16 protein-coding genes and 1 pseudogene are annotated in these 25,151 nt (G+C 34.4%); 7 read left to right on the forward strand and 10 right to left on the reverse strand.

What is annotated here, in order from left to right; translation table 11 throughout:
* Positions 1-3 precede the first annotated feature (3 nt).
* The 10 genes and pseudogenes from Q0992_RS02310 to Q0992_RS02355 all read right to left on the reverse strand — a co-directional run bounded on the left by Q0992_RS02310 (position 4) and on the right by Q0992_RS02355 (position 11,309).
* A complete protein-coding gene (locus Q0992_RS02310) occupies positions 4-1,263 on the reverse strand; it encodes a hypothetical protein (RefSeq protein WP_299519972.1) in 1,260 nt (419 codons plus the stop codon).
* Between the two features lie 110 nt (positions 1,264-1,373).
* The gene (locus tag Q0992_RS02315; RefSeq protein WP_299519974.1) at positions 1,374-2,078 is read right to left on the reverse strand and encodes an acylneuraminate cytidylyltransferase family protein; all 705 of its coding nucleotides are present in this window, start codon (positions 2,076-2,078) and stop codon (positions 1,374-1,376) included.
* Between the two features lies 1 nt (position 2,079).
* Positions 2,080-3,126, reverse strand: a complete 1,047-nt coding sequence (locus Q0992_RS02320; RefSeq protein WP_299519975.1) for a nucleotidyltransferase family protein — start codon at positions 3,124-3,126, stop codon at positions 2,080-2,082.
* Positions 3,113-4,222: a UDP-N-acetylglucosamine 2-epimerase gene (gene neuC, locus Q0992_RS02325; RefSeq protein WP_299519977.1), complete on the reverse strand. Its 1,110-nt coding sequence runs from the start codon at positions 4,220-4,222 to the stop codon at positions 3,113-3,115. Before neuC ends, Q0992_RS02320 begins: the two co-directional genes overlap by 14 nt.
* Positions 4,219-5,241 (reverse strand): N-acetylneuraminate synthase, encoded by a 1,023-nt coding sequence (gene neuB / locus Q0992_RS02330; RefSeq protein WP_299519979.1) that lies wholly within the window; start codon positions 5,239-5,241, stop codon positions 4,219-4,221. Before neuB ends, neuC begins: the two co-directional genes overlap by 4 nt.
* Positions 5,229-6,134, reverse strand: a complete 906-nt coding sequence (locus Q0992_RS02335; RefSeq protein ID WP_299519981.1) for a formyltransferase family protein — start codon at positions 6,132-6,134, stop codon at positions 5,229-5,231. Before Q0992_RS02335 ends, neuB begins: the two co-directional genes overlap by 13 nt.
* Positions 6,131-7,273, reverse strand: a complete 1,143-nt coding sequence (locus Q0992_RS02340; RefSeq protein ID WP_299519983.1) for a LegC family aminotransferase — start codon at positions 7,271-7,273, stop codon at positions 6,131-6,133. Before Q0992_RS02340 ends, Q0992_RS02335 begins: the two co-directional genes overlap by 4 nt.
* Positions 7,273-8,457, reverse strand: coding sequence for a UDP-N-acetylglucosamine 4,6-dehydratase (locus Q0992_RS02345; RefSeq protein ID WP_299519984.1), 1,185 nt, complete (start codon positions 8,455-8,457; stop codon positions 7,273-7,275). Before Q0992_RS02345 ends, Q0992_RS02340 begins: the two co-directional genes overlap by 1 nt.
* A 778-nt stretch (positions 8,458-9,235) precedes the next feature.
* On the reverse strand, positions 9,236-10,357 hold the full coding sequence (gmd, locus tag Q0992_RS02350; protein ID WP_299519985.1) for a GDP-mannose 4,6-dehydratase: 1,122 nt from the start codon (positions 10,355-10,357) through the stop codon (positions 9,236-9,238).
* 1 nt (position 10,358) lies between these two features.
* Positions 10,359-11,309: pseudogene (locus tag Q0992_RS02355) on the reverse strand (GDP-L-fucose synthase family protein).
* A 1,285-nt stretch (positions 11,310-12,594) separates the two neighbouring features.
* On the opposite strand from Q0992_RS02355, the gene Q0992_RS02360 reads away from it, so the two are divergent.
* The 7 genes from Q0992_RS02360 (at position 12,595) to Q0992_RS02390 (ending at position 25,149) form a co-directional block, all read left to right on the forward strand.
* Entirely contained in the window at positions 12,595-15,981 is a 3,387-nt protein-coding gene (locus Q0992_RS02360; RefSeq protein ID WP_299519987.1) for a choice-of-anchor J domain-containing protein, read from the forward strand.
* A 216-nt stretch (positions 15,982-16,197) separates the two neighbouring features.
* On the forward strand, positions 16,198-19,380 hold the full coding sequence (locus Q0992_RS02365; protein WP_299519989.1) for a lamin tail domain-containing protein: 3,183 nt from the start codon (positions 16,198-16,200) through the stop codon (positions 19,378-19,380).
* A 230-nt stretch (positions 19,381-19,610) separates the two neighbouring features.
* Positions 19,611-21,905: a T9SS type A sorting domain-containing protein gene (locus tag Q0992_RS02370; protein ID WP_299519991.1), complete on the forward strand. Its 2,295-nt coding sequence runs from the start codon at positions 19,611-19,613 to the stop codon at positions 21,903-21,905.
* Between the two features lie 175 nt (positions 21,906-22,080).
* The gene (locus Q0992_RS02375) at positions 22,081-22,242 is read left to right on the forward strand and encodes a hypothetical protein (RefSeq protein ID WP_299519993.1); all 162 of its coding nucleotides are present in this window, start codon (positions 22,081-22,083) and stop codon (positions 22,240-22,242) included.
* A gap of 13 nt (positions 22,243-22,255) precedes the next feature.
* Positions 22,256-23,386, forward strand: coding sequence for a hypothetical protein (locus Q0992_RS02380; RefSeq protein ID WP_299519994.1), 1,131 nt, complete (start codon positions 22,256-22,258; stop codon positions 23,384-23,386).
* Positions 23,387-23,422: 36 nt separating this feature from the next.
* On the forward strand, positions 23,423-24,484 hold the full coding sequence (locus tag Q0992_RS02385; protein WP_299519996.1) for a nucleotidyltransferase family protein: 1,062 nt from the start codon (positions 23,423-23,425) through the stop codon (positions 24,482-24,484).
* Between the two features lie 92 nt (positions 24,485-24,576).
* Positions 24,577-25,149, forward strand: coding sequence for a hypothetical protein (locus Q0992_RS02390; protein WP_299519998.1), 573 nt, complete (start codon positions 24,577-24,579; stop codon positions 25,147-25,149).
* Positions 25,150-25,151 lie beyond the last annotated feature (2 nt).

Consider the following 25,151-nt stretch of genomic DNA (forward strand, 5'->3'; position numbering starts at 1 on the left):
AGTTTATTCTCTTTTCGCTTTTTTGAGAAACACACAATAATTAAACATATTAATTAATTCGGTCAGCGCTGCTCCTAAAGATACACCTAGCAATAAATCGTCGAAAAATATCACAAAAATATAAGAGCAAATTACTATACTCAACAATCGAAACGAGATAAGGAACTTAAAGTATTTAAACGCTTTCAAACTATTTAAGGCAACATGAAAGACCATATTAACACTATAAAATACGCCCGAAAACACCATAATTTGTGCCGCTAAAACACCATCTTGATATTTCGGAAAAACATAAGGAATAGCGTAAGGAATGATAAAAACAAGTACTAACCCAATACCCAACATTACTACAAAAAGATATTTAACAGTCTTTAAGGCCATTTTAAACACGGTATTTTTATCGCCATGCTGACCGAACTTAAAGGCCATTTTAGGAAATAAATATCTATTTAAAAATTTTGGTATGGCCAAAACTGCATTATTGACATTTCCCGCAGGGGCAAATAGTCCAACGAGTAACGGACTCCCAAAGACAACCAGAATCAATCTTGGCAATGAACGCGAAATAACTCCGATATAATTCCAAAAAAAGATAGGGAATCCAACATTTAATAAATCAATAAAATTGCTTTTATTAAACTCGTATTTTACTTTATAAGGCCTATAGATTCTGAAAAGGAGAACAAAGGCGGTATTAATTAAAAACTGATAAACGATATAACCCCAGATGCCATAAAAGTAAATTAAGGGTATAAATAAAATATATAACCCACTAATTACCAATTGTATATATGTTAGTTTCTTAAACTCATTTGATGTTCTGTAAGTTGCCCCAAGAAAAGTTCTTAGAATATTAAAAAAGGCTATAGATCCAGCAAACATTAACATAAAAGCGCCTTCTTTTCTCAAAACCTCTAACTTAAATAGTAATAAAGTCAATAATGTTAAGACTATATACAACCAGAGAACAAGCTTACTTATAAATGCTCCTGCAGTTTTTAATTTTGCTATAGCGATATCTACGTGTTCTTTACCCAACCAGTATGGCAACTCTCTATTAATACCTTGTGAAATACCTAATGTGAGTAACTGAACATAACCTATAAAGACCGTAAAGCTTTGCCAACGGCCTATATCCTCTGGACTAATCCAACTTAGTACTATGAAACCGGTAATAAGCGAGGCAAAAGTCATTACAAGTCCAGAGGCCACATATTTGCTAGCAGTAGAATAACCTTTTATGTTAGATAATTTTTTTTTCAATTTAAAAGGTAGAATTTTATCAAATTCTAATTGTGAAAGACTTGCTCATTATATAGCTGCAAGATATTAAAAGCCTTTTTCAACGGAATATGAAACTATTAAGTGCTGATTTACTTACCATATTTATAATGAGCGTCTGTTTTTACAATTTCTTCGGCTACATTCCAGTCGAGAAATGTATCAATATCATGAGAAGAAATCTCATCCATTTCATATTTCATAACATTATTAAATTCATTAATACTTTTAACCCTTATGGATTCTGGGTTAATAATGTAAATTGCTCCATTAATCTCCCACACTTTTGGTACATCTTGTCGTCTTATGGCATCACTTTCCTTGGATTTATTCAATAATCCATTTTCATCCTCTTCATAAAGAACATAATATGGATTCGTCTTAGTTTCTTTAACCGACACCACCATATCAAGATTATCATTATAAATCCCTAAAGCCTCTCTTATATGAAGACCATTCCTAAAAGGCGATGTTGGTTGTAATAAGATAATTACGTCTGGCTGTTTTTCATTTTTTGAGATAAAGTAATCTAAGGCATGTAAAAGAACATCTCTTGAACTTGCTGTATCAGTAGCTAGACGTTTTGGTCTAATGAAAGGCACTAGAAGACCTATCTGCTCTGCCACTTCCTTTATTTCATTAGAGTCAGTACTCACATAAATATATTCATCTTTAAAAACGGATCTCGCAGCTTCTATTGTATAATTAATCAGAGGCTTCCCATTTAACATTTTAATGTTTTTACCTGGTACACCTTTAGATCCTCCTCTCGCTGGTATAACAACTAACGATAACAAACTAGAATTTTATAATATTAATATCTGATTGCGCTTTTTCAAAATCTTCATGTTTACCAACATCTAACCAATAGCCAATTAATGGAAAGGAAATTACTTTTTTATTTTCCTCTATTAATTTTTCCATTAAATCAGTAGCATTAAAATGTGCCTCTTTAGGAATGTAATCCAATACAGACCTTTTCATCAAATAGATTCCGCCATTAGAATAGTAGGTATATGTTGGTTTTTCCTTAAAATCAATAACATGCTTATTGGTAGTCTCTAAAACTGCGTAAGGTATGCTAACATTATATGGAATCGTTACCACTGATAAATCGGCGTCTTGATTTATGAAATCCAGATAAAACTCCTCATAGTCTAGATTTGTTAGTATATCCGAATTGGAAACCAAAATATGATGATGCTTGAAATCTTTAATTTTTGCAACCGAACCGATGGTCCCCAAAGGTTTTTTTTCCCAAATGTAATTGATGGAACAATTTCTTTCTTTACCATTGCCAAAATAATCCTCTATTTGTTCCCCCAAATACCTAATAGAAAACCAAAAATCATCTATACCATAAAGAGATAACCTGTCCAAATTATGTTCCATGATAGATTTGTCACCAACTTTAAGAAGGGGTTTAGGAGTCGTATCGGTAAGAGGTCGCAATCTTTGTCCTCTGCCACCAGCCATAATTACAGCATCGATTGGTAGATAAGAGCGCATGTACCTAAAATTGACCACATTTATAATTTTGTTGTCTTCATCTAATACAGGTATTATTTTAAAATTGCGATTTCTATAATCTATTATTTGATGAACATCTCGCTCCCCTTTTCTAATAAATTTGGGGTTTTCTTGAATAATATTTTCAACGGATTCATCTATGCTAACACCTCTAAGGAGCCCTCTGCGTACATCACCATCTGTTAAAGAACCTATAAGTCTATCTTCATCATCTACAACAAAAACTATAGCATCTCTTGCTAATACGTCTAATTTAGCAAGTGTTTCAAGTATTGAAGTTTTATAAGGTATTAGATGTGCTCTATAGTTTATCATACATTTTTATCGTTTCGATAATAGTATCTACTGTTTTTTCTTTAAAGTAAATATTCTCTCCTGTAAAAATAGGCAACTTTATAACGGTGTCAACCATATTTGTAATGTTTGTTGCTTTAAAATCTACATTAAAGGTATTTTTACTCTGCGCTCTTCCTTTTTGTCTAGAACCCACGTTTACCACATGTTTTCCAAATGAGGCAGCTTCAATAATTCCGCTAGATGTATTACCAATTAATAACTTAGAATAGTGCATTGCAGAAAAATAGTTGCCTTTCCCAAAATTTTCGACTAAAACGACATTATCTGAACACTTATCCTTAAGTAAATGTATTTGAGTTCTATACAGACTTCCTAATGTATCAGCATTAGGCATAGTAATTACCAAATTTATTCTAGCTGATAATATTTCTAAAGCCATGCGCATTTGTTGTGCGTAATCTTTATTAAGATCAATGGCCACGGTTTCAGGGTGAAAAGTAATAAGAGCATAAGGCTCATTTTTAATCTGAAATGCTTTTAAAAACTCTTCTCTGTTAATAGGTTTGTAATCTTTTATACCTTCAAGGCTCAAAGCGCCAACCGAATATACATACTTCATATTTTCCGTTAATCTTTGGACTTTACGCTTATAATCATCAGTGGCAGTAAAATGTAATTTTGAAGCCAAAGTAATCTGATGTCTATAGACATTATCGATAGCCCCAAGTGTGGTTTCTCCCCCGTGAATATGAGCTAAAGGAACCCCATAAGGAATACTTGACTGAACCGCAGCACTCATTTCAAAACGATCGCCAAGACAAAAAACCAAATTGAAGTTATGATTTTTCCAAAATTCTGAAAACTTGACTGCAGTATTCCCATAAGATTTTGAAATACCATACTGACTATCATCTTTTTCTAGCGATGATATCCTATGTATAGTTTTAAAACCCTCTTTCTTAATATCGGTTAAAGTGTAACCATGTATTGAAGACAAATGTGTACCAAAAGCAATAATCTCTAATTGAAAAAATGGGTCTGATTTTAACTTTTTAAGCAAGGGAAGGTATATACCATAATCCGATCTAGAGCTTGTTAAAATGCCTATTTTCATGAGAGATCTGACCATTTTAGCTTATCAAACTTATTAACGTCCTTGGTTAAAGTCTTACCAACAACCTCATTCCAGTGCATAGGAGAAATACCGTCACCAGGTCGTAACGGAATAATATCTAATTCGGTAATCGTATTTCCAGACTTAATATCTTTACATGCATGAATACTTTTTCGAGCTATCTTTATGTTCTTCTGTTCGCTATTAGAAGGTTCTTTTGCACCGTTGCCAGCAATCGCATCTTCTATATTTCGAATAGCCAGAACCATAGCTTTTAAATCCTCTGGTTCTAATGATGCTTGGTGGTCTGGTCCTGGCAACAAATTATCTAAAGTAAAATGCTTCTCAATAACTTTAGCACCAAGCGCAACAGCTGCAATTGAGACTTCGATCCCTAATGTATGGTCCGAATATCCAACTTTAACACCAAATCTAGTTTTTAACGAGTTCATAGCGTATAAATTAACATCCGTCATTGGTGTTGGATACTCTGTATTACAATGAAGTACTGTAATATTTTCTTTCTCAGAACCATACTTTTCTAGTATTTCTAGTGCATTTTCGACATCAACCATATTAGCCATACCTGTGGAAAGAATAATGGGCTTATTGGTTTTGGCAACAGCTCTTAAATAAGGGTAATTTGTAATTTCCCCGCTTGGTATTTTAAATACATCTAACCCTAACTTATCCAAATATTCTACCCCATCAGCATCAAAAGCACTTGACAAGAATTTGATTTTTTTTTCTTTACAATATGCCATTAAATCTAAATGATCTTGATGACCTATTTCAAGATATTTAAGCATATTATACTGTGAAGTATCGTTATCTCGGATATTTCTTTCTTGGTATTGGGCTTTTTTTGCGTTTGGACTAGCTAATTTGTCAGCTTTAAAGCTTTGAAATTTTACATAATCTACTCTAGCATCAACAGCTACATCTATAAGTTTTTTTGCCAACCTTATATCTCCATTATGATTTACTCCAGCCTCAGCAATTATAATTACTCTATCCATCTCCCTAGCTTATCTCCAACTCTAATTTTACCTTCAAAATCATATATTTCAATAAAAGAGTCTTTTGTTTTAACTAAATATCCTAGTTCTGTTTTATTAAGCACTTGGCCTGCAGTACCTATATAGGTAGGTACTTTGGATATCAATCTTGATTTATTAATTTTAATCTCTTGAGATTTGTTAAAAGTTCTTGCTATTGGACCTGGTTTGGAAATAGCACGTATAAAGTTGAAAACATTTCTTGAATTGTCATCCCAATTTATAATTTCATCACCAACCCCTCTTCTTCCGCAATAAAAACCAACAGGATGTATTTCCTTTTGACTTAGTCTCTGACATGTATTTTTAACTATCTGAACTAGTGCTTTGAATAATAGCTCGGAGCACTCTAAATAAGCAATTTCTAATAAAGTAGAATAATCGTCATCATCAGTTATAGGAAATATTTCTTGTAAAATGATGTCCCCAGTATCTATACCTTCGTCAACAAAGTGTACTGTAATTCCAAATTCTTTCTCGTCATTAATCAACACCCAATTTAGAACATTTCTTCCTCGATAAAAAGGTAATTTCCCAGCATGGCAATTAACTACACCTATTGGAGTTAGTTCAATTATATCTTTCTTAAAGATTTGATTAAAACTCATAGAAACAAGAATATCACAATTATATGATTTTATTTTGTCTAAGCTTGATTGAGAATTTACATTGTCCAACTTAAAATAATCGATATTATAATCTTTTGAAAACCTCATTAAAGTTTGGTCATCAGTGTCTAACCTTGGAACAATAAATTTTATATCAAATCTGGAATCATTATTTATTTTTTTAAATGCTTCATGAGACCACGGCCCATCAGCAAAATAACCTATTTTTAATTTGCTATAATTCATCTAACACTACTCGGTATATTTACAATTCGCTCTTCCAAAAATATAGCATTTTTTTGACTATCTCTTTGGCAATTTTGAAACATTGGCAATCTAAACATTAATTGCCAAATTGGTCGTGTCATTACACCTTGGGCATTGGTAGTCTCTAAAAAAGAATCACGTTCTTTTTTATCGGCAAGCTCAATGCACATTAACCAATGATTTGCTTTTGTATTTGGCAATTCGGTTCTAAATTTTATGCCTTTAGAACTAAAAAAAGCTGCGTACTCATGGGCCAATTCCCGTTTTCTAATTAAGAATTCCTGAAGTTGCTCTAACTGTGAACAAGCCAATGCGGCATTAATATTGGGCATCCTATAATTATAGCCCAACTCATCATGATAATATTCAAATTTATGAGGCTTTTTAGCTGTTGTTGTTAAATATTTTGCTTTTTCTGCAAGTTGGACATCGTTGGTAACTATAGTTCCTCCACCACCTGATGTTACCACTTTATTACCATTAAAAGAAAATACCCCAAACTTACCTAAGCTACCTATTGGCTGTCCCTTGTACATACTGCCTAGAGATTCCGCAGCATCTTCTACAACGGTTATGTTCCATTTATTGCAAATAGCAATAAGTTCATCTAAATGTACAGGAAAGCCAAAAGTATGCATTGGTAAACAAGCACTTATTCTATTTCCAGTAACCTTATTATAGCAACCGTCTTCTCTCAATTCAGCATTAGCATTTAGAAAATCTGATACTGCCTTAGGCGATAGTCCCATAGTATCCAAATCAACATCTAAAAAAATTGGGTTTGCATTATTGTAAATAATAGCATTAGCCGTAGCAACAAAAGTTAGTGCTTGTGTCAGAACTTCATTCCTTGAAGAAACACCTGCCAAGCGCAAGGCAACCTGAATCCCTGCAGTTCCATTAACCACAGCAACAGCGCGCTCAGTATTGGCTATCTTAGCCATCATTTCCTCAAAACGATCGACATACCGACCAACGCTAGAGACAAAGGTAGAATCTATACAATCTAACAAGTATGCCTTTTCGTTCCCTCTAAAGCGTGGTACGTGCAATGGAATGAAGTTTTTTGTATTATATGTTTTTTGAATATGATCAACTACTGTATCAAAACTCTTCATCACATCTTTGAATCTAGATACTTCCCTACTTCCTTATGTTCAAAATCAGGAATCATTTCATAAAATAAATTCACTATGTCTTCTTTTGACCAGGACTTTTCGATAATCATATTTTTAATAGCGTTAGAGAAGTAATTCAATTTATCTTCATTATAAATAGGTTCGTTTTTTATAATACCAATATTTTTAAAGCTATTCATATCTAAAGTTTCCAATTGAGTGTAGAATTCCTCATAACCTTTTTCTCCAGTAGTGTCACTTTTTGTAAAAAGACAAGGCCACTTTTTTTGTGAAATCAATCCTTCAATATTAAATCTTGCTTCCTCCTCGGTTTTACATAAATAAGGATCAAATCCTAATCTTTTTAAGTATTTAATAGCAATGTCAGCAAATGAAATTAAATGTAAGGATTCACTCAACTTTGGAAAGAAAATATCTCTATTTTCACCTAATAGGCAGGATGCCAAACAAAGTTCACCAGCTTCTTGGGGTATAACAAAATAGCGTTTTACATCATTAGGTGCGACAATGGGTTGCCTTTTTTGAATACGTTGATTAAACCCATAAAGTAACGAGCCATCTGAAAATGCTACATTTGCAAACCTTGCAGTAGAAAGCGAAATCCTTTTACTACGTCTCATCAAAAACATTTCCATAATGCGTTTGGACGCTCCCATCATATTAACAGGGTTAGCAGCCTTGTCAGTGGAAACACAGAAATATCTTTTTACGTTATTATCTATGGATTGTTGTATAGTTTTATCCGTATTGAAGATGTTTACTTTAATCATCCGCATTAATGTAAAGGGATCTTTTTCACTTCTGACGTGTTTAAGAGCAGATAAATTCAATACATAATCATATTCCCCATCAGAATTTATAAATGCATCATATTCATCTGACCCTATATCTAGTGCAAAAGTTTTAAAATCACCTTTTATGTAGCCAAATGAACTTCTAATATCCCTTACCAACTCTACAAGATTATTCTCGCTGATATCTACCACATGAAGTTTTTGAGGATTTCGTTTGAATATTTCTTTTGTTACCGCTTGCCCAATTGAACCAGCTCCTCCTAAAACCAAAAAGCTAGATCTATTGACTTTGTTTAGTAATTTCTTTTTATTTTCCTCTAAATCTTGCGTAAATAACTTTTCTTTCCTACCAATAAGTTCTAATGACATATTTTTTTGAAATGTTAACAATTTATTCTCCAACAGATAACTCCAAAAGCTTCTTAACTAAACCTTACGCTAAAGTCCAAATACTCCTAATTAAAACTATACGACACTTTTTGTTAATCTAAAGAATGGGGTTGATTTTTCAACTTCCACAAATCTAAAACAATTAGTCATTCTGCAATTAGTAAATCAATTTTATTGTTTTCTTTTTTTTAACAAAAAAACAATAGGAAATTAACTGCTATTTTTATTCTGTTTTTAGAATTAAAACCACTCATTATAAAAATATTAAGTAATTGTATCTACTGATTATGAAAAACAGACGAGAGTCTTTAAATTTCGATACATTCTTCAGCAATAGTTCAGAAACTTATTGCAAATTTTTTACTCTTTTATTTTCAGATTTTTATACCAACATCCCGGTTATTACTAACCGAGGACAAGAGACATCTTGCTATACATTAACAAAAACAATTAAATAATCCCTCATGAAACCAAAAACATGAGCTTACAACACATCTCCACTTATTAATTTATGACTTATTCTCTCTCTCAATGCTTCTGTTTTGCCTATCATATGAAGTAACTGTTTCGCTATTCCAAAATTAAAAGCACCCATGCACGCCCAAAAATCATAACTAATCCTACCAATCCATATCTAGACACGCCAATCTCACTAATTATTAACGGAAGTAAAAGTAACATGAAAAGGGAAGCAACAAGTGTCTTAAGAGAACCTGTTAAAAATGATTTTCCTAGGTATTTTTGAATCCTCTTTCAACTACTCATAATAATTCATAGTCCTATAACCTCCCTCTTCAAGATACTGGCCCTTAAGCATTAACTTAAGATCGCTTTGCATCATATCCTTTACCAAGTCACTTAGCTCATATTGGCATTCCCATCCTAATTTCTCTTTAGCCTTAGTGGCGTCACCTATTAATAAATCCACCTCAGTTGGTCTGTAGTAACGTTCATCAATTGAAAGCACTTCTTGCCCCAAAGGAATTTGATATTTCTCATTAGAGCAGCTCTCTACAAATGCTTTTTCATTAATACCATCACCTTCAAAAACTATGGAGACACCAACTTCTGCGAACGCCATTCTTACAAAATCACGAACTGTAGTACTTTTCCCTGTTGCAATAACCCAATCTTCGGGCTCATCGGCCTGTAGTATCATCCACATCATTCGGACGTAATCCTTGGCATGTCCCCAATCACGTTTGGCATCAAGGTTTCCTAAATAAAACTTATCCTGTAATCCTAAAGCTATTCGGGAGATTGCCCTTGTGGTTTTACGTGTAACAAAAGTTTCTCCCCTAATCGGTGATTCATGGTTAAATAAAATGCCATTACATGCAAACATATTATAAGCTTCTCTATAATTGACAGTAATCCAGTAAGCATATATCTTAGCGACACCATAAGGGCTTCTTGGATAAAATGGTGTACTTTCCTTTTGTGGCACTTCTTGTATCTTACCATAAAGTTCTGAAGTTGAGGCTTGATAAATCCTAGTTTTCTTTTCTAAACCTAGCAATCTTACAGCTTCGAGTATGCGTAGGGTACCAATACCATCAACATCAGCTACATACTCTGGCATTTCAAATGACACGCGTACGTGACTCATGGCTGCAAGATTATAAATTTCGTCTGGTTGAATTTTTTGGATTAGTCTTGTAAGATTTGTACTATCTGTCATATCACCATAATGCAAAATAAAATTTTGATTATCTACATGCGGATCTTGATATAGATGATCTATTCTATCTGTATTAAATAGTGACGAACGGCGTTTTAAACCGTGAACTTTATAGCCTTTTTTTAACAAGAATTCACTTAAATAAGCACCATCCTGGCCGGTAACTCCTGTTATAAAAGCAACTTTTTGATCTGCCATATTACATTTTTACTTCTTTAAAAGTGTCTTGATTTTTAAGAAACCAGTGGTATGTTTTTTCTATACCGTCTTTTAAACTCGTTGTATATTGCCAGCCTTCGCTTTTTAATTTAGATACATCTAACCATTTACGTGGTGTACCGTCTGGCATGTTGGTGTTCCATGTAATCTTACCGTTGTGCCCAACAATGTCTTGAATGGTTTCAGCCAAATCCTTAATCGATAGGTCTATACCTGTTCCTACATTATATAAACTTTCAGACAGTTGATTTTCTAAAGAAAACTTCACGGCATCTGCCAAATCATCAACGTATAAAAATTCACGTTTGGGTGTACCCGTCCCCCAAAGTTCTACCGTAGCATGATTATTCAGTTTTGCTTCATGAAACTTTCTAATCATTGCAGGTAGTACATGAGAGGTTTTTAAATTAAAATTATCATTTATACCATACAAATTAGTTGGCATCAAACTTATGTAATTGTACCCAAACTGCTTCTTTACAGCTTCGCAGGCTTTAACACCTACAATTTTTGCAAGGGCATACCACTGGTTAGTAGGTTCTAAAGTATCGGTAAGCAGACTGTCTTCTTTAATAGGCTGAGGTGCGAATCTAGGATAAATGCAAGAACTACCTAAAAAAATAAAGCGCTCTACGCTATGCTTTAGAGCTGCGTCAATAAGATTATTTTGTATTAACATATTATCCATTAAAAACTGGTAGGGATAGGTCTCGTTCGCTAAAATACCACCCACTCTTGCCGCCGCATCAATAACTACATCTATATTTTCACTTTCAAAAAAATCATTTACCGCGTATTGGCTTCGCTAATCCATGACTTTACTTGATTTTCTAATAAGATTGCTATAGCCGCTGTTTTGTAAAGCCCTCCATACCGCAGACCCTACCATTCCGCTGTCACCTGCTATGTATACTTTGGCATTTTTATTTATCACAACTATTTGAAATTGTAAATTATAAATCTATAGCACAAATCTAAAACAATTAGTCATTCTGTAATTAGCAAATCAATTTTATTCTTTTCTTTTTTTTAACAAAAAAAGAGTAGGAAATTAACTACTAAATTTGTTATATTTGTAGAAATCAAGTTTTTATAATTAAAATCGTTCATTAAAAAGATATTAAAGTAATTGTATCTACTGATTATGAAAAACAGACGAAAGTCTTTAAATTACAATACATTCTTCAGCAATAGTTCAAAAACATATTGCAAACTTTTTACCCCCTTATTTTCAGATTTTTATATCCCTTGCATCCCAGTTATTACAAATCTAGGATGGAAGACATCTTGCTATATATTAACTCAACAATTAAAAAAACCCTCATGAAACCAGAGACTTAGAATAACGCCATTTATAGACTAACATTAATTCTTGTGACTATTTTTTAATGCAATTGTCTTACACATTACGTTTACCCCTTAAATAACTTTGAAAGTTACTATTATGTATGGTATAAAAACCCTTAGTCATACATATAAATTCTTTTTATAGAATTCCATTGTCATTGTTATAAAAGAAGTTGTCCTGCTACTTTAATATAGTAAAAGTAGGCATATAATAATATTATAATGTTTAATCCCAACAATAACTTAAATTATGAATCTTGTGACTTAAATCAATAACACAGACAGAAACCTGATAGAGTTAAACACTCTATTAGTTCTGTCTTGTTGTATTACAGTTAACCCTTAAATAATAACTGTAATAATCCCAATTGTGTATGGTTTAAAGACCCTAATCATACACAATTACCTTTAAAGAAAGTATACTTATTTCATATTCTAAGTCATTAAAAACAATTTACAACAATAAACTAAACCATAATCCAGATTATGAAACCAGAAACATAGACATACGACATGTGACCATTAATTAATTCTTGTGACTATTTCTTAACTAATGCGTCTTATTTAATGATTAACCCTTAAATAATAACATTGGAAATCCCTAAATCCCGTATGGTTTTTTCTTAACAGCCATACCACGAATCTTCGCATTCATTATCCATTTTCATTGTTATACACCGGCAAAGCAATTGATTCTTTTGTTGGCCTAGATTTTTGTTGCATTCACCTAACAAAACTCTATCGCCCATCGAATAAATCAAAATGTCGTTTTGTCCAAAAATAACTTTGTGATTGAATCAATATTCAAAAAAAGATTAAGAACAATGAAAAAGAACCTTTTAAACGTGCTTCTTGTAATAAGCTGCTTCATGGCATACGGTCAAACCACTATTTATTTAGAAGACTTTACTGGTCAAAATGGAAAAGGCGCAACAGGTAATACACCAACTGTAGATTTAAGTGATGTCAGTTGGGACATTGATTTCTCTAGCGCAAATTTGAGCAATGCCTACAGATTTTGGGTAAGAAATTTAAATGGTAATGCCATTTTTGAATCTAGAAATGTTGGATCTTCTACGTGGCTATCCCCAATGATTGATATATCTGCTTATTCAAATGTAACATTTACCATAGACGCCTCTCAAGGTGGAAACAATTTAGACAATGCAGATACTTTAATCACAGAATATCGGATTAATAGTGGCCCATGGACTAATGCAGCAACTAATGGCAATCTAAATAATGACTATGGCAATGTGGTAATTAGCCAAAACAGCCTTAGCGGAAATACTATTGAAATTAGAGTTATTTCTACCAACAATGCCAACAACGAACGTCATCGTATTGACAATATTGAAGTCACCGGATTTGCAAATTGCGCTTCGGCTTTTTCCTTGCCATTCAATGAAGGGTTCGAAGGTGCTACTTTTCCACCAAACTGTTGGGAAACCTACAGAGGAACAAACAATTTGGGAGCTAATAATGATTGGACCTCCTCAACAATCGTGTCCAATTCCGGTACTACTTCTGCATTTGTAGAGTTTGAAGTAGTTACTGGTGGAAATGCCCAAGATTGGCTGGTAACACCTGCTATAGATTTAGGAACGGCACATGCGCAACTGCGTTTCTTCGCCAGAGAGCAATTTACCATTGATTGGAATACTGAATATTCTATTAGAGTATCACAAACCTCTGCTACGGATATCTCAAGTTTTACAACTATTCAAACCTATACTGAACCAGAACTAGGTAATACCTTTAATGAAAAAACGGTAGACCTCTCGGCATATACTGGCATTATTTACATTGCATTTGTCATGGAGCAAAATGATGGTGACAATTGGTTTTTAGATGATGTTTCCGTTATTGAAATCCCACCTTGTTCAATCCCTGAAGATGTTACCAATGTTACAGCAAATTACGATGGAAACGCCATTAATTTAAATTGGGCCTTAAGCACATGTTATGATGATATCTTAGTTGTTGCTAGAGAAGGTAGTGCTATTACGGCTACACCCACGGGTGACGGAAGTGCATATATTGAAGATACTGTATTTGGCAATGGCACCGAAATTACTACTGACGAATTTGTTGTCTTTAATAATATAGGTAGTAGTGTTGATGTAAGTAATGTTAGCATTGGAAACACTTATCACTTTGAAATTTTCACCAGAAAAGGCACAACATGGAGTACAGGCGTGCCCATAAGTATTAGTGTAGATTACTGTACCGTAACAGGAGATACTTCTTTTGAAACATCTATTACGCTTGTTGATTTTGGAGATATAAATAATATTACAGGGCAAGGGTCTGGTTATGATGATTTTACTGCACAATCAACCAGTATTGCCAGAGGTGAATCTGAAGACTTAACAATAAACTTAAATACAGACGGTGATTTTAGAGTATACAGTTATGTTTGGATAGACTGGAATAGAGATGGTGATTTTGATGATGTAGGCGAAACTTATGACCTTGGCGAGGCAGATGACACTCCCGATGGACCAACATCTAATAGTCCTTTAACCATTACCGCTCCTGTTGATGCAGTTTTAGGGGATACAAGGATGCGTGTATTATGTCAATACTTTTCTTTTTTCATTCCTACCAATGGTCCTTGTGATGGCTCTACCGATGGTGAAATAGAAGATTACACAGTCACAATTCTCCCAGGCATAACTTACACCTATAATGATGGATGGTCACCATCTGATCCCAATGGTGTGGCCACTCTTGCAAATCCAATTATTATTGAAGCTGGCAATGCGACCTTTAACGTTAATACAGATAGCGAATCTATAGTGGTTAATCCTGGTGCCAGTGTTACAGTAAATAGTGGTATTGATTTGAATGTATCTGATGGCTTCACTCTAGAATCTACATCAACAACTTACTCGAGTTTAATACTGGATGGAACAATAACCGGAACTGTACAATATAGACGCCATGTTAATAGTGCAGCAGGATCAGGTACGACAACTGGTGCCAATGATCTCATAAGCGCGCCTTTAGTTGGACAAACTTTTGGGGATTTTAGAGCTGCAAACCCTAATATTCTTTCAGGAACCATAGGTGGAAATCCTGCTTTTCTCTTTGGGCCTTTTAACCCTGCAACCGTAAGTTATGTTAATTATGCTCCATCAGACGATGCCAGTGTGTTAACTGCAGGTGTAGGCTACCGTACTGGATCTACAGATAACTCAACATACACCTTTACAGGAACTGTTGAAAACAGCAATGTAAATGTGCCTATCGTTTTTGGTGGTGCTACTAACTGGAACCTCATAGGCAACCCTTATCCAAGTTATATTAATGTACAAGCAATCCTAAATGACCCAACCAACAGAAATCATTTTGATGAAAATGCTGTTGGTATTTATGGGTATGACGGAACCGCAACAGATGGTTGGACCATCTATAACTTGGCAACTACTAATAGCAGTACTGTAATAGCACCTGGTCAAGGCTTTTTTGTAGACGTAGAGAATTCAAGTATTTTCCGCTTTACACCAGCTATGCGTACTACAGGAAATACAGATGATTTTATTGCAGGTAGAAATTCTAACCCATTAGTCTATCTTAAACTCAGGTTAAGTGATAGTAACGAGAGTTTCCATACGGATGTCTACTTTAATGACAATGCAAGCACTGGTTTAGACCAAGGTTATGATGCTTCCGTATGGAACAGTACACCTACAGACTTTTCAGTACACTCCTACTTAGTGGAAAATGATAACGGCAGAGCCATGGCTTTGCAGGCATTGCATAGTAATGATATCTCAAATATTACCATTCCTTTGGGTATAAATGTTAATCCTAATGAAGTTACAGTGTTTTCAATTTTAGAATCCACATTGCCAAGTGCTATTAATGTCTACCTCGAAGATACCTTAACGGAAACTGTAACCTTATTGAATGACGAAAACTACGAAGTTATATTAGACAACTCTATAATCGAAAAAGGGCGTTTTTATTTGCGTTTTGTCAATCAGGCATTGAGCACAAACGAAAATGCGCTAGACCAATTGCAAATTTTTACAAATCAAGAGCAAAGAAGACTCATTATAAAAGGGCAATTGGTTAATACTTCACAAGTGAGATTGTATGACTTACAAGGAAGACTTTTAAGAAATCTGCAATTAAAAGAAAATGTAAGTTCACAACATATAGATTTAGTAGAGCTTCCCTCTGGTGTTTTTATTGTAAACATTCAAAGTGATAATGCAAAAAAAACGCAAAAGATTATACTTAATTAAGTAAAGAGGTAAATTAATATTGAAGCGCACAGAAGTGCGCTTTTTTTGTTTCAATATTCAGCTATTTCAAAATCAAACTAAAAATTAATCTTAACGCTTTGTTAATATCTAATTACATGGAAAGTTTTTGGTTTTATTATATTTGTCTCCCCTTTACTATCAACCACTTAGCCTATTTTGAATTTTTTATCGACAAACAACATATTTTATAGACATATGAAACATTTTTACCCCTTTTTGTTTACACTTTTAATAAGTAACCTTGGTTTTGGACAGACAACAATACTTCAGGAAAGTTTTGAAACAGATGGTCAAGGCACTAGGTACAATGCTAGTTCTCCATTTAATGATGGTGGAAGCGACCATTGGAACAGAACAAATGGAAGTGATATCGCTAATGTATCAGGAGCATACTCGGCTCAGGAGGGCAGTTTCTTTTGGGCTGCTGAGGATACAGATGATAATGGCGGTAATGGTAATGATGAACAGACTTTAGACATTACTGGTATTAATATAAATGGCTTCACTTCATTAGAATTCTTAGGCCTTTTTGGTGCTGGGAATGGAAATGGAGCTGGTTCAAGTGCATATGATGCCGCGGATTACATTAGAATTACTTATCAAATTGATGGAGGTGGATTTCAAAATCTTTTGTGGTTTAGTTATCAAGATAATGGGGATGACTTTAATGAACCCATAGGATTAGATACTGACTTTGATGGTGCACAAGACGGTACTATCCTAGGTACAGCACTACAAGAATTCTCTATCAGCATTGCTGGAACTGGTTCTCTTCTAGATATTAGAATTGCTGTTTTCATGGATGGGGCTTCTGAAGAAGTAGCTTTTGATAATATTCGTATTCAAGGAATAGCAGTATCGGCAAACCCAACTATAGGTTTTGATAATCCAACAAGTACAGAAAATGAAACCAATGCAACATTTACAAGTTCAAATATTCCAATAACAGTTACAAACTACGATGGTAATCAAATAGATATCGATGTTAATGTAACAGGTGGTACAGCAGAAGCTGGTGATTTTTCCTTTACATCACCAACGTCATTATCCTTCACTTCAAACAGTACTCAAAATATAACTGTTGATATTAATGATGATTTAGATACAGATGATGAAACCATCATGTTTACTATAACAGAAACAAGTTCAGTAACAGGTTTGACAATATCACAGGCTACGCACACCTTAACCATTTTAGATGATGAACTACCACCCCTACCTGAAGTTATTATCTCAGAGGTTATGCAAAATCCTGCAGCAGTAGATGACACAGCGGGCGAATACTTTGAAGTGTATAACGCAGGTAATATGCCTGTGGATTTAATCGGATGGACTATTAGCGATAATGGCACCAATAGTCATGTTATTGGGAGTTCTGTAATTATTGCGCCATACGATTTTGCCGTATTGGGGAATAATTCTGATTTTGCCACTAATGGTAATGTCAATGTTGATTATGAATATTCTAGTTTTACTTTAGGAAATAGCGATGATGAAATCATTCTAACAGATGCCTTGTCTAATGAAATAGACCGCGTAGAATATGACGGTGGACCAGACTGGCCTGACCCAGATGGTGCTGCCATGGTTTATACAGGAAGTGATATTCAAGACAATAATGATAGTAGTCTTTGGGCAGCGGCTACATTTTCACAAGATATTTCTCCAGATTTTGGATCACCTGGTCTTAATGGTATAGATCAAATCATTGTTTTTCTTGTTTATACTGGTGGTAGTTGGAACACAGCACCTTCAGCCTTAACTGGTTCTAGAAGCGCCTTGATTTTAGATGGTAAATACGACCTAACAACCTCGGTAATTTTAAATGGTATAACAGTACAACCAGGCGCAGCTATGGAAGTTACCTCTACTGGAGTTCTAGATGCTAATTTCTTGGATTTAGAATCAACTTCCTCAGCTTTTGCATCTCTTATCCTGGATGGTACTTTAACTGGTGGTATCTCAGGTAATGTAACTTATAGAAGGTTTACTAATGGTGCAGGTAGTGGCACGACTGGTGGAAATGATCTTATCACTTCTCCAGTTACTGGAATGTTTTTCGTAGATCTTGTTCAAGACCCTGAGAACGAGTTTAATTTATTTGGGCATCCAGACAATGGTTCTACAAGTATATTGGAATATTTGTTTGGGCCATTTGATAATAGTATTGGTAGTTATATGACCTACTTTATCAATGATGAGGTTAATGGTCCTGACTTGATTGGTGATGGTGACGATGCATTTGAAAACATTGAACCCGTTAAAGGTTACAGAGCAGGTACTTTTGGTGGGTCAACACTCGCCTTTAGAGGTGGTGTCAACTCTGGCAGTGTAAGTTCTTTTGATTTTGATGACTACGGCTTTGATGCGCCAGATGTAGAAATTTGGAACTTGGCTGGTAATCCTTATCCTAGTTATTTAAATTCACAAACCTTTTTATCAGTAAATGGCGGTGTCATTGACGAAACCGTTTTAGACCCTAACTTTAATGCGATTTATGCGTATAATGACGGTACAGATGGCTCTGGAATATGGACCATAATCAACAGTGTACAAAACTCGGATAGAAATATTGCACCTGGTCAAGGCTTTTTTGTGGCATCTAATGGGACTGGTGAATTAAGTTTTACACCTGCCATGCGAACCACGGTAGGTACAGACGATGCTATATTAGGTAGAAATTCAAATCCGGCTTTACATCTTGGATTAACCTTATCCAATGACCAAGCATCCTATGAAACAGATTTTTATTTTACAGCGAATGCATCAACGAGTTTAGACCCAGGCTATGATGCTGGTGTTTACAGTAGTAATGTGTCAGGATTCTCTTTGTACTCGCATTTGGTACAAGACAACCAAGGCATTCCTATGGCCATACAATCCCTTGGCGAGACAGATTACAATGACGCTATAATACCTCTTGGTGTAAATGCCAATCAAGGTGAGCAAATTACCTTTAGCCTTACCGATAACGACTTGCCAGGTTCAGTGAATGTGTATTTAGAAGATAATATCGCTAACACCTTTACACTATTAAATACTGCGGATTATATTTTAACACCAAATACTAATTTAGCAGGTACAGGAAGATTCTTTCTTCATTTCGCTAACAGTGCACTCTCGACACCTGAGGACACATTTGATAGTTTAACGATATTTACTGACCAATCTAATCGTTCCATTAACATTGCTGGTGAAGTTGACGACAACACCATAGCTAAGGTTTATGATATTCAGGGTCGTTTAATCACCTCCAAGGCTTTAACTTCTAGTCTGAGATTGCAAAGTATTGATGTGAATGCTATAAACTCTGGCGTTTACGTCGTTGAGCTAAGCAACGGCAATCAAAATAAAACACAGAAAGTCATTTTGAAATAAGCTAACACTGTATAATCTTTGTAAAAAACGCCTTTTAAATTAAAAGGCGTTTTTTTATTTTTTCTGCGAATCTCCCACTTTAAACAGCAACACAAAATTATCAACACGAAAACGATTGCGTTTTAAAATATATCAAAAAATCCTATATTTGGATATATCTAATAAAGACATAATGTCAAATCTATTATAAGCTTATGAGACAGGTTTACATTTTTTTTGCAACAATTTTAATGACAGTAGTAAGCCATGGCCAAAGTTTTTCGGGCAATGGAAATACTGGTTTTGGTGGGCTACTTGGCGAAAGTAGCCTTGATGTTAACTTCAACCCGTCTTTTGATACTTTCACCACATTCTTATTTTCTGGTGGCGGTGTGGACGGTACTTTTAATGCCAACGATAAAGTAGTCATTTATATAGATTCTGACACTAGTGGGGACTTCACCGAAACTGATAATTTTACGGATACTGGTGACGACTTAAGACGCGCCATATCGGGTTTTGATGGATTTAATCGCTCTGCCGCTCAATTTCCACCAGGGTTTGAGGCTGACTATGCCATTGCCCTTGACGGTAATTTTTGTGGATTATGGCAGTTGGTTGAAAATGGCTCTCATATTTTTATAGATGGTGCAAATATGGACGGTATTCAGAATCCAAATTTCTACATCGATGGTGCAGATCATTTCTTTGAGTTTTTTAATGCAGATTTCGGTGACCCCAGTACCTTTAAGTTTTTAGCAACTTTTATAAGTAATACTGCTTTTAGATCGGATGAAGCAATTGGTGGGATTGATGATTTCTTTGGTAATCCTGGCCAAGGCCCAGCTAATTTTATACAATATTTTACTGATGATGAAAGAGTTGGTGGACTTGGAAGTACGACTTCATTAGCAACCGTTTGGTCTTTTGATGGTTCATGGACTAATGGTAACGTACCTTTTGATACAGACGAAATTAGAATTAATCACGACATGATTGTAGATATTGATGCTTCTGTAGGTGAATTCATTATAAGGCCCTCAAATACGGTTACTATTAATCCAGGCCAAAGCTTAACAGTATCTGGAAGTGCCACAAATGATGGGGATTTTACCAATGATAACGGTACATTGATTTTAAATTCTACAAATACGCAATATTCTAGCTTCATTGTTTTAGGCAGTAGCTCTGGTAGTGGAACAAACACCTACAATCGCCACGTCAATGACAACGATATTGTAAATGGTAACGACTTAATCAGCGCCCCGGTGACTGGTCAAACTTTTGATATATTTATTGGAAATAACACCAATATCTTAGCCAACCCAAATGGTAATGATGTATTATTTGGAGGTTTTGATAGCGATAATGCAGCCAATCCATTTGAGCTTTGGGATGAAGCGGATACTACTCCTTTAAATCCAGGTACAGGCTATAGAACGGGCGTGGATCCTGTTGCTGCTTCAAATCTAGTATCATTTGAAGGGACAGTGAATACAAGTTTGGTTCAAGTCCCAATAGCCCAGGGGACTGCGAGTATATTAAACTTAATAGGTAATCCTTTTCCGTCTTACATTGATGCTCAAGCTTTTTTGACGAGGAACGCTACTGTATTAGACCCAAGTGCACAAGTTATATATGGCTACAACGATAGTACGGATGGAACTTCAGCTGATGACTATACCATCATTGGTCTTTTACCTCCTAATAATACATTAAACATTGCTCCCGGTCAAGGTTTCTTTGTAGCATCCAACACTACAGGGGGTAATATTGAATTTACGACAAGCTCTCCAGATATGAGAATTGTCTCAACACAAGATGATTTTATTTCAGGAAGAAATGCTGCCTCATCATCAATTACTAATTTAAAACTAGACCTTAGGAATGCTACTGATAATTTTAGAACTGATATCTTCTTTACGGAATTTTCTGGTTTAGGTTTAGACCCTGGCTATGATGCCACCTTATTGGGTAGTGTAGCTCCTGCTTTTTCTTTATTCTCACATTTGGTACAGGAAAATATGGGACTTCCATTTGCCATACAAGCGCTCGGTCAAATAGACTATAACGATGTTACCATACCAATAGGTGTTAATGCTGCACAAGGAGAGCAACTGACCTTTAGTATTATTGATAATACATTGCCAGCATCTGTAGATGTTTACTTGGATGATACGGAAACTAGTAGCTCTACATTATTAAATTTAGGTGATTACATAATTACTCCTACAAGTGATCTAAATGGTATTGGGCGGTTCTTTTTACGATTTACCAATAGTGCTTTATCTACACCAGAAAATGATTTAAGCGAATTAACAATTTATACTAATCAAGAAAATAAAACTATTAACGTCTCTGGTAGAATAACGGAGAATACTATGGTTAACATCTATGATCTACAAGGAAGATTAGTGAAATCGGCAGTGTTAAATACCACGTCAACTTTGCAAGTTATTGATGCTAATAATTTGTATACAGGCATCTACCTTGTTCAACTTTCGAACACTAGTAATACTATGTCCGAAAAAGTTATTTTAAAGTAATTTTGGTATTTAAGTTCATATATTTTGAGCGTGTGTTTTTGATTCTATAATTTGACAGTAATAATCAAAACACACGCTTAAAAATTTATAAACAACTTATTTTTAATAATCCTTATCATATTTATACTGTTAAATAAATTATTTTATTATTTTTGAACCAAACCTAGGCTTGGCCATGAAAAAAGACAATCACACAGATAAAATCTCACGTAAAGACGCCATTAAAAAAATGGGGAAATACGCAGCATTGACTGCCGTTGGAACTTTTGTGATTTTAAACCCTCTTAAAGCCCAATCAAGTTCACCAGCAGATCCAGGTGGAAATCCATTTGATTAGTTTTTAACAAATTTTGTACAGTAACCTAGCGCCAACATACCAACAATCATTTGGTGAATATTGTGTACTGTGGTATTCTAAATCCAACAATTATAGTGTTGTAGACAATGAGTTTAAAGTACTCTTAGACGATTACCTTTCGTCTGATAGCTTAGAGATTTTTACTTCTAAAGTAACTGTAAAGGATTCTGTATCCAATCCTATTGAAATTGCCGAAAACCTTCAACTATATTTGGAACGTTGCAATGTTGAAAAAGCACATTTTAAAGAGCAACATCTCGAATTTGAAAACTCTAAAACGCACATAAAAAAGTATTATCGAATTAAAGACAAGATTTTTCAAGTTAATTTTGATTCAGACTTAGTTAAAAAAATAATTCATCCTTCCATTGCCTATTTAGAAATTCCCGAGGATAAACCGCAAACTATATTCGATATTTATTTAGATCTTGGAAACTTGTGTTTATTTGAAAATGAGAAACTAATTACTGCTGTCCCAAAAAGAGAATATCATCGGTTACAAGGGAAATTTGTAATACGTTTACTTATCTTAATTCATGAAAAAAATGAATCTGATTGGCTAGCCACTCTTCATGGTTCTACAGTTGCGGATGGTAATGATTCTATTTTATTTGTTGGGCAATCTGGCAAGGGAAAAAGTACTCTTTGCGCATTACTGTCTGCTCATGGCTTTGAATTGGTCGCAGACGATGTTTCACCTATGCTATTCGAAAATCGTCACATTTACTATAATCCATCTGCAATATCCATAAAAGAAGGAGCTTTTAATACACTTAGGCCGCTGATTAATTTTTTTGATAATAGTCCTACAGTAATCTTTAATAAAACAAAAGGCAAACTCAAATATATACCTTGCGAAGTACCCTCAAGCTATAGCTACCCTTGTAAATACATAATTATGGTCAATTACTGCGAAGGTGCTGATACGGAATTAGAACATCTCTCAGTAAAAAATCTTTTAGAAACTCTGATTCCAGATTCTTGGATATCCCCAAACCCTCAGGATGCAAAACAATTTTTAGATTGGTTAAAAAATATCTATTTTTATAGGCTAACCTACAGCGACACAAAGAGTGCAATTGAGGAAATAACTACACTTTTTAAAACAGTAAAAAACAACTAATTTTAAATTTAGTTTGAAGGTATTAATTAAGACTCGATGGCTAATCTAGCTACTACATACCAATATATTGCGGATATCCTCAGTTTTGAAATATCAAATTATGAATTAGAAAAAATATTAAGCAACCCATTATTTAATTGGGACAATATCGTCGTTGAAGGTAGCAAGCATTTAGTATTACCAGCTATTTATTGCCGCTTAAGATCAAAAAAACTGACACACATTTTGCCGAATGATTTAAACACCTATTTAGCAGAAATTACAGCCCTAAATAGAGACAGGAATCTTGCCATTATTGAACAGGTTAAAGGTTTGGCAAAGCTATTTAAAGTACATAGTATTAACCACGTTTTTTTAAAGGGGGCTGCACTACTAGTAGGTGATTTTTATGAAGATATTGCAGAACGTATGGTTGGTGATATTGATGTCCTTATTGATGAAATTCATTTACAAAAGGCTTTCGACTTATTAATAAATGAAGGTTACGAACCTATTGCCCAGACTTTAGGTCATGATTTTTTTGAGCATAAACATTTACCCAGATTGAAGACGGACAAAGATATCTGTGCCGTTGAGCTGCACAAAAAACTATTTGTCTCATATCAGGATAATGAATTACGGAATGCAAATATCCTTGCACAAAAACAAGTCAGGAAAGCTATTTGTCTACCCTCTTTAGCACATTTAATGAGACATAATGTCCTAAACTATCAGATAAATGATAAAGGTAAACTATACAATAGTATTAGTTTTCGCTCTGCCTATGATAGTATTATCTTATCAAGGAAATTAAGCTTTCATATAGATACCAATGATGATAAAACATTGGAAAATTATTTCAATATTCTTGGTTTGTTTTTTAAAGACTTAAAACCATTGGGGTCGCGGAAAACTTTTATGGCCAGATTTTATTTATACAAACTAAATCATATTAAGTTTTATAAATCTTGGAATAGGCTTTTAAATTTAACTTACTATTTACGAATCTTTTTAGGCCGTGTCCCTTTTTTCTTCTCTAACAAAGCATATAGACTGGCAGTACTAAATGACAGGAGGCGCATATTCAAATATTTTAAGTCCGTTTTGAAGAATTCTTAATTATTTTTTTGATATTGCAGTACATTACCTTATCTCTTTATTTGTTTTATAAACCATAAAGTTTAACTTTGATTTTCAAATAAACATGTCTCATGAGAAAACTACTTTTATTAACAGCTTTATTGACTTTTAGTTTAAACTCATTTGGTCAGGCCAGTTCGAGTAATACTGAATGGTTTGCAAGTGTTGGATTAAATGCAATCAATAGCCAAGGCACACAATCTCCTGTAGGAGGATTATCTGATTGGGCTATAAATATTCCCGTTTCTTTAGCTGTTGAAGTAGGCTGGACATCTGGACTATCAATAGAACAAGCTTTTACATTAAACTCATTTGCAGAAGGTGATGAGATTGATGGGGTTACTTTACAAGAAGATTTTACTTATTTCTCTTTTGATACCCATGCCAAATATTATTTTGGTAAGCATATTTTTCCATCTGTAGATTGGATTGATTTTTATGGAAATGCTGGTGTAGGTTTCTTTAATGTAGACGAAACTAACATCTCTTTAAATCTTGGAGGTGGAGTTCTATTTTGGTTAAACAGAAGACAAACCTTCGGAATACGTGCACAAATTATAGGTAAGTTTGCGCTTGACCATGCTGACAGTGGCTTTGACAACAACCACTATCAAGCACATATTCAAGCAATATTTGCATTGTAAAA

This window comes from Winogradskyella sp. (genome assembly GCF_028289625.1).
Classification (GTDB): domain Bacteria; phylum Bacteroidota; class Bacteroidia; order Flavobacteriales; family Flavobacteriaceae; genus Winogradskyella.

Excerpts from the sequence above, each read along its gene's own strand:
- Q0992_RS02340 (WP_299519983.1), bottom strand. The coding sequence starts at position 7,273 with ATGAAGAGTTTTGATACAGTAGTTGATCATATTCAAAAAACATATAAT.
- Q0992_RS02370 (WP_299519991.1), top strand. The coding sequence starts at position 19,611 with ATGACAGTAGTAAGCCATGGCCAAAGTTTTTCGGGCAATGGAAATACT.
- Q0992_RS02390 (WP_299519998.1), top strand. The coding sequence starts at position 24,577 with ATGAGAAAACTACTTTTATTAACAGCTTTATTGACTTTTAGTTTAAAC.
- gmd (WP_299519985.1), bottom strand. The coding sequence starts at position 10,357 with ATGGCAGATCAAAAAGTTGCTTTTATAACAGGAGTTACCGGCCAGGAT.
- Q0992_RS02365 (WP_299519989.1), top strand. The coding sequence starts at position 16,198 with ATGAAACATTTTTACCCCTTTTTGTTTACACTTTTAATAAGTAACCTT.
- Q0992_RS02345 (WP_299519984.1), bottom strand. The coding sequence starts at position 8,457 with ATGTCATTAGAACTTATTGGTAGGAAAGAAAAGTTATTTACGCAAGAT.
- neuC (WP_299519977.1), bottom strand. The coding sequence starts at position 4,222 with ATGAAAATAGGCATTTTAACAAGCTCTAGATCGGATTATGGTATATAC.
- Q0992_RS02360 (WP_299519987.1), top strand. The coding sequence starts at position 12,595 with ATGGCATACGGTCAAACCACTATTTATTTAGAAGACTTTACTGGTCAA.
- neuB (WP_299519979.1), bottom strand. The coding sequence starts at position 5,241 with ATGGATAGAGTAATTATAATTGCTGAGGCTGGAGTAAATCATAATGGA.
- Q0992_RS02335 (WP_299519981.1), bottom strand. The coding sequence starts at position 6,134 with ATGAATTATAGCAAATTAAAAATAGGTTATTTTGCTGATGGGCCGTGG.
- Q0992_RS02320 (WP_299519975.1), bottom strand. The coding sequence starts at position 3,126 with ATGATAAACTATAGAGCACATCTAATACCTTATAAAACTTCAATACTT.
- Q0992_RS02375 (WP_299519993.1), top strand. The coding sequence starts at position 22,081 with ATGAAAAAAGACAATCACACAGATAAAATCTCACGTAAAGACGCCATT.
- Q0992_RS02385 (WP_299519996.1), top strand. The coding sequence starts at position 23,423 with ATGGCTAATCTAGCTACTACATACCAATATATTGCGGATATCCTCAGT.